The organism is Bacillus sp. JJ675, assembly GCF_036963165.1.
GTDB classification, from domain to species: domain Bacteria; phylum Bacillota; class Bacilli; order Bacillales; family Bacillaceae; genus Bacillus; species Bacillus glycinifermentans.
In genome coordinates this window covers 115,013-128,174 of the sequence record NZ_JBALMR010000007.1, presented here as the reverse complement: position 1 = coordinate 128,174, position 13,162 = coordinate 115,013, and the positions used below count along the sequence as shown (strand labels likewise).

Here is a 13,162-nt window from a genome sequence, read left to right as displayed (position 1 = left end):
ATGAAGCATTCATTCTCTCGTCTCTTCGGAATCGGTGAAAAAGAAGAACCAGAGATTGCTGAGCATGATACGAATAAAGAAGAAATTCAAGATATTCCAGTAGGCGATATTATTCCTAACCGTTTTCAGCCGCGCACCATTTTCTCTGAAGAAAAAATTCAAGAATTAGCCGCAACCATTCATACACACGGCATTATTCAGCCGATTGTCGTCAGAAAAACCGAGCAGGAAGGCAAATATGAGCTCATTGCAGGGGAGCGGCGCTGGCGGGCAGTTCAAACGCTGAACTGGGAAAAAGTTCCCGCTATTATCAAGGATTTTTCAGATACGGAGACAGCGTCTGTCGCTCTAATTGAAAACCTCCAGAGGGAGGAATTGTCTTCGATAGAAGAGGCACATGCATACGCACGGCTTTTAGAGCTGCATGATTTGACGCAGGAAGCCCTTGCCCAAAGGCTCGGCAAGGGACAGTCAACGATCGCCAACAAGCTCAGACTGCTGAAGCTTCCGGCAGAAGTGCAGGAAGCGATTTTGAAAAAAGAGATTTCAGAGCGGCATGCACGAGCGCTCATTCCGTTAAAACAGCCCGAACTTCAGATCAAGCTGCTAAACGAAGTGATTGAAAAAAGCTTAAATGTCAAACAAACCGAGGACCGCGTTGTCAAAATGCTTGAGCAGGATAAGCGAAAGCCCAAACCGAAGAGAAAAGCATACAGCAGGGACGCGAGAATCGCGATGAACACGATCCGCCAGTCATTATCGATGGTGGAAGACAGCGGAGTCAAACTGAATACCGAAGAAGAGGAATTTGAAGAATACATTCAGTTTACGATCCGGATACCGAAATAAAAGCTCCCAGAGCTTTTATTTTTTTAGGTCAAAATATCTACATACGGGGGAAGCTATGGAACATTATCAAAAATACTGGTCATTGCTTCATTCAGTCGCTTATCGAATGACAGGTTCTATACAGGATGCTGAAGATATCGTGCAGGACCTGTTTGCCGATCTTCAGGAAAAAAGCATCGATCAGATCAATAAGCCTTATTTGATCAAATCTGTTACAAACCGCTGCATTAATTTTTTGCAGTCAGCCCGGAAAAAGCGCGAGGTCTATGTCGGCGAGTGGCTCCCGGAGCCAAGCTTGAGACTCCCGGATCAGAACCCGGCTGATCTGGCGGAAAAAGAAGAAACGGTATCCTACGCATTTCTGGTGGCGATGAGCAGGTTGAATCCCGTTGAGAGAGCGGTATTTATGTTTAGGGACGTGTTTGGATATCACTATAAGGAAATATCATCCATTATCGAAAAATCTGAAGCAAACTGCCGGAAAATTCACAGCCGCATCAAGCATAAATTAAGCGGAGAACTATCTCTTACTTCCAGACCGAAAGAGGAGCGGCAACTGGCAGAGCTGTTCATAGCATCGGCAAAAACGGGAGATTTTGACGAATTCGCTCGCAAGCTGACCGAAGAAGCGGTTTTATATACTGACGGAGGCGGAAAAGTGAAGAGCGCAATCAGACCGATCTACGGAAGGAGCCGAATCTATGCATTCTTTAAGGGAATTGCTTCAAAAGGAAGACTTGCAGGCCATATAAGGCATGCCCAAATCAATGGCCAAAGAGGCGTGCTGATAGAGCGGGGCAAAAAACCGATATACGCCATTTGCTTTGCATGGTCCCCGGAGTGCGATTTGATCAACAACATATACATCGTTTCCAATCCTGATAAACTAAAGCACATTACATTTTAGCGTTTCCTGTCACAAATCGAATGCCTCACTTGTTATATAAGTGAATCACTTTTCAGAGGAGGAATTGACATGGAAACAAGATTGATCATGGAGAAGGTAAATCCCAAAGGATATGCCGGCATGCTGGAGCTTGAAAAAGCACAAAGCGCTTCAAGCATTGATCCCATTTTAAAGGAGCTTATCAAAATCCGCGCTTCGCAATTAAACGGCTGTGCTTTTTGTTTGAATATGCACACTAAGGATGCGAGGAAAATCGGCGAAACCGAACAGCGTTTGTACGCCCTCAGCGCATGGCGCGAAGCTCCGTTTTTCACGGACAAGGAAAGGGCTGTTTTGGCGCTGACTGAAGCGGTGACGCTTATTGCGGATGAAGGAGTGCCGGACGATGTGTACGAGGAAGTGCGGAAGCATTTTAGCGAAATCGAAACCGCTGAACTCATCATGGCGGCCGTAACGATCAATGCATGGAACAGAATCGCGGTCTCCACCCGGAAAATGCCTTCAACGGACTAACCTTTACTTATGCCCTGGAACACATGGATGTTCCAGGGTTTCCTTTTCTTAAATTATTATTCTTGTATAATATAATTATTATCTCTTCATTCGACAACATTATCTTTTTTTCTTCCTCATGCATAAAAATGCAATGTCACTGCTTCGACACAAAAAACAAAAATTCAAAAAATGCAAACGGCCGATTCTTTTTTTGTTAAAATAGAGAAATGAGAGAAACTTGTTCAATGTGAAAGTAGGTGACATTGTGGGGAAAATTATTGCGATCACAAACCAAAAAGGAGGCGTTGGTAAAACAACAACCTCTGTCAACCTGGGAGCTTGCTTAGCTTACATCGGGAAAAGGGTTTTGCTAGTCGACATAGACCCGCAAGGAAACGCAACAAGCGGAATTGGAATTGAAAAAGCTGATGTTGATCAATGTGTGTACGATATATTAGTGGATGATGCAGACGTCAAAGACGTCATCAAAACAACATCCGTCGAAAATTTGGATGTCATTCCGGCTACGATTCAGCTGGCGGGTGCCGAAATCGAGCTTGTACCGACCATTTCCCGCGAAGTCAGATTGAAACGCGCTTTAGAATCGGTCAAACAAAACTACGATTTTATGATCATCGACTGTCCGCCTTCATTGGGACTGCTCACCATCAACGCGCTGACGGCTTCGGATTCCGTTGTCATACCCGTGCAGTGCGAGTACTATGCTTTGGAAGGGCTAAGCCAGCTTCTCAACTCCGTCAGACTCGTGCAAAAGCACTTGAATACCGACCTTATGATAGACGGCGTATTGCTGACAATGCTTGATGCGAGAACGAATTTAGGCATACAGGTTATTGAAGAAGTGAAAAAATACTTCCGGGATAAAGTATATAAAACCGTCATTCCGCGGAACGTCAGGTTAAGTGAAGCGCCGAGTCACGGAAAGCCGATTATTTTATATGATCCGCGTTCCCGGGGAGCGGAAGTCTATTTAGATTTAGCAAAGGAAGTGGCTGCGAATGCCTAAAGGTCTCGGAAAAGGGATTAATGCGTTGTTTTCAAATGTCGATTTATCGGAGGAAACGGTTGAGGAAATCAAGCTGAAAGATTTGCGGCCAAACCCTTATCAGCCAAGGAAAACGTTTGATGACCAATCGTTGAAAGATTTAAAAGAATCCATTCTGCAGCATGGCGTTTTGCAGCCGATCATTGTCAGGAAGTCCATCAAAGGCTACGATATCGTAGCAGGAGAGCGGCGCTTTCGGGCTGCTGAAAAAGCCGGTTTGGAAACCATTCCTGCGATTGTCCGCGAACTGTCAGAATCCCTGATGATGGAGATTGCCTTATTGGAAAATCTTCAGCGAGAAGACCTGTCTCCGCTTGAGGAAGCAAAAGCCTATGAATCATTATTAAAGCACCTTGATTTGACACAGGAACAGCTTGCAAAAAGGCTTGGCAAAAGCCGTCCTCATATTGCCAATCATTTAAGACTTTTGACGCTGCCTGAGAACGTTCAAGATTTAATCGACAAAGGCACACTGTCGATGGGGCACGGAAGAACACTGCTCGGGCTGAAAAATAAAAAGAAGCTTGAACCATTGGTGCAAAAGGTTGTATCTGAACAGCTGAACGTCCGTCAGCTTGAAAAACTGATTCAGCAAATGAACGCCAATGTTCCACGTGAAACAAAGAAACCGAAATCGGCGAAAGATGCGGTTATTAAAGAACGGGAGACATATTTGCAAAATTATTTTGGAACGCCGGTCACCATTAAAAAGCAAAAGAAAAAGGGCAGAATCGAAATTGAATTTTATTCAAACGAAGATCTGGAGCGCATTCTTGAACTTTTGTCTGAAGGGCATTCGTAATATCCGCAAACGAGCTGAAACCATCTGGATAACAGATGGTTTTTTTGATTACATCCTTCCCGTTATTTTTTGAATCGGCGATAGATGAGGCCGGAGCCATCCGGCTGCTTTCTCAAGAAGCAACAACCCTTCCGCGAGGACGTTTGACATGCTCATGACAAGGTTAAGCCTCGTGTTCTGCAAAACAAAATACTCCATAAACCCGCTGACATTGACGATGCCGTTAATGTGAACGTCGCCGACTTCAGGCAGATTTTTTTGTACACCGGCGCCTGGCTTTAATGGTCCTTTGCCAATTTGAAAGGAGCCAACGCTTTTGGTTCGTCCGAGACAGGCGTCAATCGCAATAATGAAGGGATTTTGATGGTTTTGATGAATCGTTTCCAGCTTTTCGGCCAAGTTGACGGCATGAACCGGATCGGCAAGCGTTCCATATACATGAAACCTTGTCAGCCGTCTTTCGGCAAGCTTCATTCCGACGAGGGGGCCGAGCGAATCGCCTGTGGAGCGGTCCGTGCCGATGCAGACGACGGCAACGGGGCGATCGGCCGCCTGTTTTAGATGGACGGAAAGAACTTTTTCAATTTGTTTGACTGCCAACGGATCTGAATGGGAAATATATTCGTTTATTGGTTCTTGAGAAAAGAGCCCGCCTTTTCGATTCAAATGTTTCACATCCTTGTCATCGTAATAACAGAATTGTTGTACCAGATTTTATTTCTAGTATATCCAGTGTTGTCTTGTTTTATGCTTGGATTGAAAAAGCGTAAGAACCGGGGGCAATTTGGGTTTATTGCGTGAACTGAAGGAGCAGAAGAGTGTAAGAAAAGGACTCATGTAAAATATAACAAAAAAGCAAGGAAGATGGCCTGGTCTTATATGAGAAATTGAGATTCAGTGCTGATAGCAGACTCTCGGGAAATAAAGTGACCGCAGAACAGCTGAAATCCTCTCAACGGGTCTCCATGTTTCCGCCGCGGTCACTCGGTCACCATCACCGCAACTTGATCTGATCCGTTTCCTCAAATCCCGATGCTCCTTTTTGGAATCTTTCATGAATCAGGCCAGTATAGTAACAGTAAAACGGAAACAAGCTTAAAACGATCGACGAGGTGATCAAATCGTGTGGAGAGCCGGGATGAAGTGGATGCTTCTCATTTTGGGAAGTTTAATAGGTGCAGGATATGCATCCGGCCAGGAAATATGGCAGTTTTTTGGCGATGAAAGCGGACTGGCTATCCTGTTGTTCACGATCATATTCACTCTGTCTACATATATTGTGATGAAAATCAGCTTTGAAGAAAAGTCAGAGCACTTTCTTCCCGTTCTTGAAAAATTGATCGGTCCTATGCTCGCAAAAGTATACGATCTGCTCATCATTTTATATTTATTTACGACGACGATCGTCATGATTGCCGGAGGCGGGGTTACGCTGCAAATGTTTCAAATCCCGTTTTGGGCAGGTGTCGGCTTATTTGCTTTGTGCACGGCATTTATTTTTTTATGGGGGCTAAACGGGATTCTATCAGTGAACAGCTATTTAATTCCCATTCTGGTAGCCGGGCTGCTGTATGCGCTGATTTCATTTCAGGCAGCACATCAGCAGCCGTGGCTGCTCAATATGAACCGTCAATATAATTGGCCTGCCGGGATTGCATTCGCTTCGCTGAACGTTTTATCGGTCGTTGCCGTATTGTCCTCGGTCGGCAAGGAGTTGAAAGGGCTTGGCGAAGCGCGGATTGCCAGTCTTCTCAGCGGCTTGGTATTTGGCGCAATTTCATTTATGTACAATGAAACGCTTGTCGTACTTGCCGGGCAGCTGTCGCATTATGAAATTCCATTATTCGCGGTTTTGGAAGGTGCGCCTTTTCCGATGTTTATGTTTATGACAGCCGTTCTTTGCGTAGCGATTTATACGACGACTGTCACAAGCATTCTCGGACTGTCAAGCCGTTTTCTTACGCTTGTGAAAGGGCCGAGATGGATCATTGCGCTATTCCTTCTTTTGCTGATGCTGCCTTTTACATCATTCGGCTTTTCTAATTTGATCGCTTTTTTATACCCGATTTACGGACTGCTGAATCTTTATTTATTAGTGAATATTTTGCTTTATCCCATATTATGCAAATGGAAAAATTGAGATATGTTATACTATATTAGTATAATTAATCTGTTATATTGAAATGATCTCATGTTTTGAAAAATTGCCCTTTCCATGTCGTTTTTTGTACAATAGGATCACAAAAAAGGAATTTTAAAGAGGTGAACGATGTTGGCGGATAAAGAATTTGGCCTGAATGACGTGGTCGAAATGAAAAAGCCGCATCCGTGCGGGACGAACCGCTGGAAAGTGATTCGAATGGGGATGGATATCAGAATTAAATGCGAGGGTTGTGCCCACAGCGTCATGATTCCCCGCAAAGAATTTCAAAGAAAGATGAAAAAGATTCTGGTGAAGCATGAGGAGTCCGATTCTTAATATATACGGGCCCCATGCTTTTTTGGTGGCTTGATTATGGATTTTGGCAAAAAAAGATTTTCACCCCGTTTCAGTTATTGAAAAGCAGGTTTTGTCAGCTTGTTTTTTACAGTAATCATCCTTATAATTGTTGCAGGTTTGAATTACACGAATGTCATATGGATGTTTATTTATAGAGGAGATGAAAGAATGGCTTTAACAGCTGGGATTGTTGGTTTGCCGAACGTCGGGAAGTCAACCTTATTTAACGCGATTACACAGGCCGGGGCAGAATCGGCCAACTACCCGTTTTGTACGATTGATCCAAACGTCGGGATCGTTGAGGTTCCGGATGAGCGTCTGCAGAAGCTGACAGAGCTCGTCAATCCGAAGAAAACCGTTCCCACCGCATTCGAATTTACCGATATTGCGGGTATTGTAAAAGGGGCGTCCAAAGGGGAAGGTCTTGGAAATAAGTTCTTGTCCCACATTCGCCAAGTTGACGCGATTTGCCATGTCGTCCGCTGTTTTGCTGATGACAATATTACGCACGTCTCCGGAAAAGTGGATCCGATATCCGATATCGAGACGATCAATCTTGAGCTGATATTGGCGGATCTTGAAACCGTTGAGAAGCGGATCGGCCGCGTCGGAAAGATGGCGAAACAAAAAGATAAGGAAGCTGTCTTTGAATTTGAGATTTTGACAAAATTAAAAGAAGCGTTTGAACAGGAAAAGCCGGCGCGCTCTGTCGAGTTTACCGAAGAGCAGCAAAAAGTGCTGAAACAGCTCCATCTTTTAACGACTAAACCCGTATTATATGTAGCGAATGTCAGCGAGGATGAAGTGGCTGATCCTTCAGGCAACGAATATGTCCGGAAAGTCAAGGAATTCGCCGCCGCTGAAAACGCTGAGGTGATCGTCGTCTGCGCGAAGATCGAGTCAGAAATCGCCGAGCTTGAAGGCGAGGAGAAAGCGATGTTCCTTGAAGAGCTGGGAATCGAAGAATCCGGCCTTGACCAATTAATTAGGGCGTCTTACTCACTGCTCGGACTGGCAACTTATTTTACGGCGGGAGAGCAGGAAGTCAGAGCCTGGACGTTCAAAAAAGGCATGAAGGCTCCGGAATGCGCGGGCATCATCCATTCTGACTTCGAACGCGGATTTATCCGCGCGGAAACTGTGGCATACGACGATCTGCTTGAAGCGGGAAGCATGTCCGCGGCAAAAGAAGCCGGGAAAGTCCGCCTTGAAGGAAAAGAATACATCGTTAAAGACGGTGACGTGATTCATTTCCGTTTCAATGTATAACGCTGTTGAAAAGGGACAGGAGCTTTGATATAATATAAAATTGTGAGTAATAGGATTATTGCTCCTTGCCCAAGTAATGGGCCGCTTAGTCCAAAAGGAGGTGCAAATACAAATGAGAAAGTACGAAATCATGTACATCATCCGCCCAGACGTTGATGAAGAGTCTAAAAAGGCTGTTGTTGAGCGTTTTAACAACATTTTAACGACAAACGGTGCGGAGATCACTGAAACAAAAGATTGGGGAAAACGCCGTCTTGCTTACGAAATCAACGATTTCCGCGACGGATTCTACCAAATCGTAAACGTTCAATCTGGTGCTGAAGCAGTTCAAGAATTTGACCGTTTAGCTAAAATCAGTGATGACATCATTCGCCACATCGTGGTTAAAGAAGAAGAGTAAACAGAAATGAATGATATATTCTAAAGCAAAAGGATGGTCTCTCATATGCTTAACCGAGTTGTTTTAGTCGGCAGACTGACAAAGGACCCAGAGCTTCGTTATACTCCCAGCGGTGCGGCAGTTGCCACCTTTACGCTCGCTGTAAACCGTACGTTTACGAATCAGCAGGGCGAACGTGAAGCAGATTTCATCAACTGTGTCGTTTGGAGAAGACAAGCTGAAAATGTTGCGAATTTCCTTAAAAAAGGAAGCCTTGCGGGTGTAGATGGACGTTTGCAAACGAGGAACTACGAAAATCAGCAAGGACAGCGCGTATATGTGACGGAAGTTCAAGCTGAAAGTGTTCAATTTCTGGAGCCTAAAGGCGGCGGTTCTGGTGTCGGCGGTTACAGCGGAGGCCAGGGAGGCCAGTACTTTGGCGGCGGACAAAACGATCAGAATCCATTTGGCGGCGGTCAGAGCAATCAGAATCGCAATCAAAGCAACAGCTTTAATGACGATCCATTTGCAAACGACGGCAAACCGATTGACATCTCAGATGATGACTTGCCGTTTTAATGGATGACGGACGGACTTAAAAAAAGAAAGGAGGGAAATAGCAATGGCAGGAGGACGCAGAGGCGGTCGTGCGAAACGCCGTAAAGTGTGTTATTTCACTTCTAACGGAATTACGCATATCGACTACAAAGATGTAGATCTTCTTAGAAAATTTATCTCTGAGCGCGGTAAAATTTTACCACGCCGTGTAACAGGAACAAGCGCGAAATACCAACGCAAATTGACTGTTGCAATCAAACGCGCTCGTCAAATGGCTTTACTTCCATACGTAGCAGGCGAGTAAGCTGAGATATAAAAAGAACAAGAGCCCTATGCGGTTCTTGTTCTTTTTTATTTTGAATAAATGGCTAAATCAAAGTAATTGTTATAATATTTTCCAAATAGTGAAACTTTATTTGTTTCTCGATACATGAATCCGCTCTATATCTCCGAGGACGGCCAGGTAGAAAACGAGCCCCAGCAGCAATACAAATCCCGCGACGAGGAAACTGAGGGTAAAAGACCCGGTCATGTCGACCAAATATCCCGTCAATGACACCGCAATAATACCGCCAAACAGATTATTGGCGAGATTGACCATCGAACTGAGAAGGGAGATGGAGCCCGGAGGGGCAATATCAGCCGAAATGGACCAGCCGATGGGCGCTGTTGCCGAAATCCCTGCCAGTCCGACGGAAATGAAAATGATTGCAATGATGATGTTATGCGTGAAAATCGCGCCTAAAAAAGCAAATCCCAGACTCATGCCGATCACGATGATCGTTTGATACACTTTTGTATTTGAATGCCCCTTTTTTATCAAAGAGTCGACAAGCCATCCGCCGACAATGATTCCGGAGATGGTCGAGATAAGCCAGGGAACGGCCGTAAACAGTCCTGATGACATGATGTCCAGTCCATAGGTTTCTTTAAAAAAGGTGGGGAGCCAAGTTAACAGCAGGTTGAACGTATAACCGTAACCCGTAAACCCGATCATCAGCCCCCATGCTTTTCGGTTCGTTATCATCGTTTTCAGGGCGTCTATTGTACGTTCTGATATTTCTTCAGTTGATACGGCATTATGCTTTTGAATGTAATGAAGCTCTTCCTTTGAGACCAATTTGTGCCGGTCAGGCTGCTCATAATACCACCAGAAAAAGATCGTAAAACATATATTCATGATTCCGATCGTCAAAAATGCGGTCCGCCAGTCATACGTCGTCACAAGGAATGCAACGAGCGGCGCACCGATTACATTTGCAAATTTCGCAGCCGAATCAAACAACGAATTGGCAAGGCCGCGTTCGTTCGGCGGAAACCAGAGGGCGGTCGCTTTCGAAGCAGCGGGAAACGCCGATGCGCTTGTCAGTCCGATTAAAAAACGAACGATATATAACAGCAGTTTTCCGTGCAAAAAAGCCAAAATGACCGTTAAAAGGCTCCAAATCGTCATTCCGATCCTTGTTACCCAGGCGACGCCGAACCTGTCCAGCAGGCTGCCGACGGGAAGCTGCATGAGGGTATAGGAATAAGTATATATCGAAAAGACCACGCCCAATTGTGTCGCCGTCAATTGAAAGGAGTCCTGTATCGCAGGAGCTGCGACAGAAATGGCGACACGGTCAAAGTAATTTAAAATGATCATGCTGCTTAATAGTGATGAAATATACCATCTTGTATGCCCCGGCCGTTTTTCCAGCTCTTGCGCCATGATGAAACCTCCTCTTTTCCTTAGATTGATCTCTTTTTTCAAAATACATTCCCTTTTTGCACTTTCTGATAACGGAAAAACTATATAGACATTTAGATGCATGTTTGCTAAAGTGAATCATGTTAAAAACAGACGGCTTCTATGAGAGTTGGAAGCAAAACAGATAAAAGAGGTGTTGAATATTTTGAGTATCAAACAATTAAATAGCGAATGGTTTTCAAATGTGCGGGGTGATATCCTTTCGGGTATCGTCGTAGCGCTGGCTCTCATTCCCGAAGCCATTGCGTTTTCCATTATTGCGGGCGTAGACCCGATGGTCGGTTTGTATGCGTCGTTTTGTATTGCTGTTGTGATTTCGTTTGCAGGAGGGCGGCCGGCGATGATTTCGGCTGCAACGGGAGCGATGGCTCTCTTAATAGGTACGCTGGTCAGGGATTATGGCATCGAGTATTTGTTTGCGACTACGATTTTAACCGGAATCATCCAATTCATATTTGGGTTACTGAAAATCGCGCGCTTTATGAAATTTATTCCACGGTCGGTTATGGTAGGTTTCGTAAATGCGCTGGCCATTTTGATCTTTTTGGCCCAGGTTCCCCATTTTGTTGGAGTTTCGTATATGACGTATGTGGTTGTCGGTATTACATTGTTGATTATTTACATTTTGCCCCGCTTCACAAAAGCCATTCCATCTGCTCTTGTTGCGATCATTGCCATGACCGCATTTTCTATTTTCGGCCATCTTGATCTTCGCACGGTCGGAGATTTGGGAGAGATTAAGCAATCTTTTCCATCTTTTATGATCCCGAATATTCCTTTAAACTTTGACACGTTGTCGATCATTTTTCCGACTGCTTTTGCTCTTTCCATCGTCGGTCTTTTGGAATCATTATTAACATCTTCTATTGTGGATGACATGACGGAAACGGAAAGCGACAAACATAGGGAAAGCCGCGGTCAGGGAATAGCCAATATCGTTGCCGGGTTTTTCGGGGGTATGGCAGGCTGTGCGATGATCGGCCAGTCCGTGATCAATGTAAAATCAGGAGGAAGAGGACGTTTGTCCACTTTTGTGGCAGGTGTTTTCTTAATGTTTTTGATCATGGTGCTGGGCGATTGGGTCGTCCAAATTCCGATGGCTGCTTTGGCAGGGGTCATGATTATGGTGTCCATCGGAACATTTGACTGGTCTTCATTCGGCATGTTGAGAAAGGTGCCGCTTACCGATTCGATTGTCATGCTGGTGACAGTCATTACCGTCGTAGCCACGCATGATTTGTCAAAAGGCGTGTTTGCCGGCGTCATCTTAAGCGCGATCTTTTTTGCGGCGAAAATTTCTAAAATCAAAGTCGATACCGCATCAACCGGACAAGAAAAAACATACATGCTCAAAGGTCAAATTTTCTTTGCATCTGTACACGACCTTGTAAAATCCATCGAAATAGACGATGACGCCAAAAAGGTTATTTTTGATTTTTCAGAAGCGCATATATGGGACGATTCCGCCGTTGCGGCAATCGACAAAATCATTCTGAAATACAAGGAGCAAGGCGCGGACGTTGAGGTGACGGGCTTGAATGAATCAAGCGGCAGGCTCGTCAAAAAGATGGCGACATATCATCTGCCAGAGCGTTCCGTGTCCTGATATAAAAAAAAACAGCCAGTAAGGATCTGATCCTTGCTGGTTGGTTTTTATCGCATCGAAATTGCCTTCTGGGCATGCATCGCATCGCCCTTCAAGAGCTCAGTGAGGTTGTAGGCAGGGTACAGTCCTCTTTGGTACATGTACTGAAAGACTTGCTCGTGAAGCCTGATGGCTGCATTAATCTGCTTCACCAGCACTCTTCTGAGCTCAGGGGTTGCCGTTTCCGTGATGGCGATTGCATAATTTCGGACGCTTGTTTTCGCCAATGCTAATAACTCTCCTGCTTCAAAGAAAAGATCCGCTCTTTCATCATCCCGGTGGAAAACCGGAGCCTTCGGCAAAAACGGGAGAAGCTCTCGTAAATTCCCCTCCAATCCTCTTGCCGCCATGCTGTAAAGGTGTCTGAGCTGGGGATCTCTAATCTTTTTCAGGCTCTTTTTCACCTTGATTAAGCCTACTGATTGTGTGGCGATCAGTTCATGCAATTCCAGCGTTTCATGCCACGCCAATGTTCTTGTATGACTCATATCCATTCTCCTTTATTGCTTTCTCTTTGATAGCATATGCCTAAAACGCCCAAAAGGTTAAAGGAACGTTTCAGACCGTTTTTGAAAGGGGAATTCTTAAGTATGAGATTTTTCAGCTGAGTGATTACACAAGTGAGAGGTGATAAAGGGTGCTGGATTCTGTAAAAGACTTCTTTTTATTTATGAGCGGAGGACTTCGGATCACGATATTGATCATGGTTTTGATCATCTTGTTTATGATCAGAAAGGCGAAGAAAAAAAATAAAGATAAATCCGGATTTTTAGATTGATTGAGCTGCTTTTCTTGAAAGAAGGGGATGTTTCACATGGAACATTCCCTTCGTCGCCGCTGGCCTTATTTTACTTGAGATTTGCCCTTATGTTAAAATTAAAGAAACAATGAGAGAAGGCTTTGCACCTGCTCATGTTATCGTCTTATTGAAAATGAAATTGC

General features: G+C 44.7%; 16 protein-coding genes. 13 read left to right on the top strand and 3 right to left on the bottom strand.

Annotated elements, in window-relative coordinates:
* From noc to V7126_RS01500, 5 genes are all read left to right on the top strand, one after another.
* Window positions 1-849, top strand: coding sequence for a nucleoid occlusion protein (noc, locus tag V7126_RS01520; protein WP_046129437.1), 849 nt, complete (start codon window positions 1-3; stop codon window positions 847-849).
* Between the two features lie 55 nt (window positions 850-904).
* On the top strand, window positions 905-1,756 hold the full coding sequence (locus V7126_RS01515; RefSeq protein ID WP_175077324.1) for an RNA polymerase sigma-70 factor: 852 nt from the start codon (window positions 905-907) through the stop codon (window positions 1,754-1,756).
* Window positions 1,757-1,825: 69 nt separating this feature from the next.
* Window positions 1,826-2,269 (top strand): carboxymuconolactone decarboxylase family protein, encoded by a 444-nt coding sequence (locus tag V7126_RS01510; RefSeq protein WP_046129435.1) that lies wholly within the window; start codon window positions 1,826-1,828, stop codon window positions 2,267-2,269.
* A 247-nt stretch (window positions 2,270-2,516) separates the two neighbouring features.
* Window positions 2,517-3,278: a sporulation initiation inhibitor protein Soj gene (gene soj / locus V7126_RS01505; RefSeq protein WP_046129434.1), complete on the top strand. Its 762-nt coding sequence runs from the start codon at window positions 2,517-2,519 to the stop codon at window positions 3,276-3,278.
* Window positions 3,271-4,119 (top strand): ParB/RepB/Spo0J family partition protein, encoded by an 849-nt coding sequence (locus V7126_RS01500; RefSeq protein WP_175077323.1) that lies wholly within the window; start codon window positions 3,271-3,273, stop codon window positions 4,117-4,119. Before soj ends, V7126_RS01500 begins: the two co-directional genes overlap by 8 nt.
* Window positions 4,120-4,167: 48 nt before the next feature.
* Here V7126_RS01500 and yyaC read toward each other — a convergent pair whose 3' ends face one another.
* On the bottom strand, window positions 4,168-4,785 hold the full coding sequence (yyaC, locus tag V7126_RS01495; protein ID WP_175077322.1) for a spore protease YyaC: 618 nt from the start codon (window positions 4,783-4,785) through the stop codon (window positions 4,168-4,170).
* Window positions 4,786-5,242: 457 nt separating this feature from the next.
* Between yyaC and V7126_RS01490 the strand changes: the two genes are divergently transcribed.
* The 6 genes from V7126_RS01490 to rpsR all read left to right on the top strand — a co-directional run bounded on the left by V7126_RS01490 (window position 5,243) and on the right by rpsR (window position 9,129).
* A complete protein-coding gene (locus V7126_RS01490; protein WP_175077321.1) occupies window positions 5,243-6,259 on the top strand; it encodes a YkvI family membrane protein in 1,017 nt (338 codons plus the stop codon).
* Between the two features lie 132 nt (window positions 6,260-6,391).
* On the top strand, window positions 6,392-6,598 hold the full coding sequence (locus V7126_RS01485) for a DUF951 domain-containing protein (protein ID WP_046129452.1): 207 nt from the start codon (window positions 6,392-6,394) through the stop codon (window positions 6,596-6,598).
* A 189-nt stretch (window positions 6,599-6,787) separates the two neighbouring features.
* A complete protein-coding gene (gene ychF, locus V7126_RS01480) occupies window positions 6,788-7,888 on the top strand; it encodes a redox-regulated ATPase YchF (RefSeq protein WP_046129430.1) in 1,101 nt (366 codons plus the stop codon).
* A gap of 112 nt (window positions 7,889-8,000) precedes the next feature.
* Window positions 8,001-8,288, top strand: coding sequence for a 30S ribosomal protein S6 (gene rpsF / locus V7126_RS01475; protein WP_046129429.1), 288 nt, complete (start codon window positions 8,001-8,003; stop codon window positions 8,286-8,288).
* A gap of 45 nt (window positions 8,289-8,333) precedes the next feature.
* Complete coding sequence (gene ssbA, locus V7126_RS01470; RefSeq protein WP_175077320.1) at window positions 8,334-8,846, top strand: single-stranded DNA-binding protein SsbA; 513 nt, start codon at window positions 8,334-8,336, stop codon at window positions 8,844-8,846.
* Window positions 8,847-8,889: 43 nt separating this feature from the next.
* The gene (gene rpsR, locus V7126_RS01465) at window positions 8,890-9,129 is read left to right on the top strand and encodes a 30S ribosomal protein S18 (RefSeq protein WP_003178022.1); all 240 of its coding nucleotides are present in this window, start codon (window positions 8,890-8,892) and stop codon (window positions 9,127-9,129) included.
* Between the two features lie 108 nt (window positions 9,130-9,237).
* Here rpsR and V7126_RS01460 read toward each other — a convergent pair whose 3' ends face one another.
* Window positions 9,238-10,536, bottom strand: coding sequence for an MFS transporter (locus tag V7126_RS01460; RefSeq protein ID WP_216898930.1), 1,299 nt, complete (start codon window positions 10,534-10,536; stop codon window positions 9,238-9,240).
* Window positions 10,537-10,720: 184 nt separating this feature from the next.
* On the opposite strand from V7126_RS01460, the gene V7126_RS01455 reads away from it, so the two are divergent.
* Window positions 10,721-12,181 (top strand): SulP family inorganic anion transporter, encoded by a 1,461-nt coding sequence (locus V7126_RS01455; RefSeq protein ID WP_335496136.1) that lies wholly within the window; start codon window positions 10,721-10,723, stop codon window positions 12,179-12,181.
* Between the two features lie 47 nt (window positions 12,182-12,228).
* On the opposite strand, the gene V7126_RS01450 is transcribed toward V7126_RS01455, so the two are convergent.
* A complete protein-coding gene (locus V7126_RS01450; RefSeq protein ID WP_175077317.1) occupies window positions 12,229-12,708 on the bottom strand; it encodes a spore coat protein in 480 nt (159 codons plus the stop codon).
* 182 nt (window positions 12,709-12,890) lie between these two features.
* Here V7126_RS01450 and V7126_RS01445 point away from each other — a divergent pair, with 182 nt between their 5' ends.
* A complete protein-coding gene (locus tag V7126_RS01445) occupies window positions 12,891-12,998 on the top strand; it encodes a hypothetical protein (RefSeq protein ID WP_236809876.1) in 108 nt (35 codons plus the stop codon).
* The last annotated feature ends 164 nt before the right edge of the window (window positions 12,999-13,162 follow it).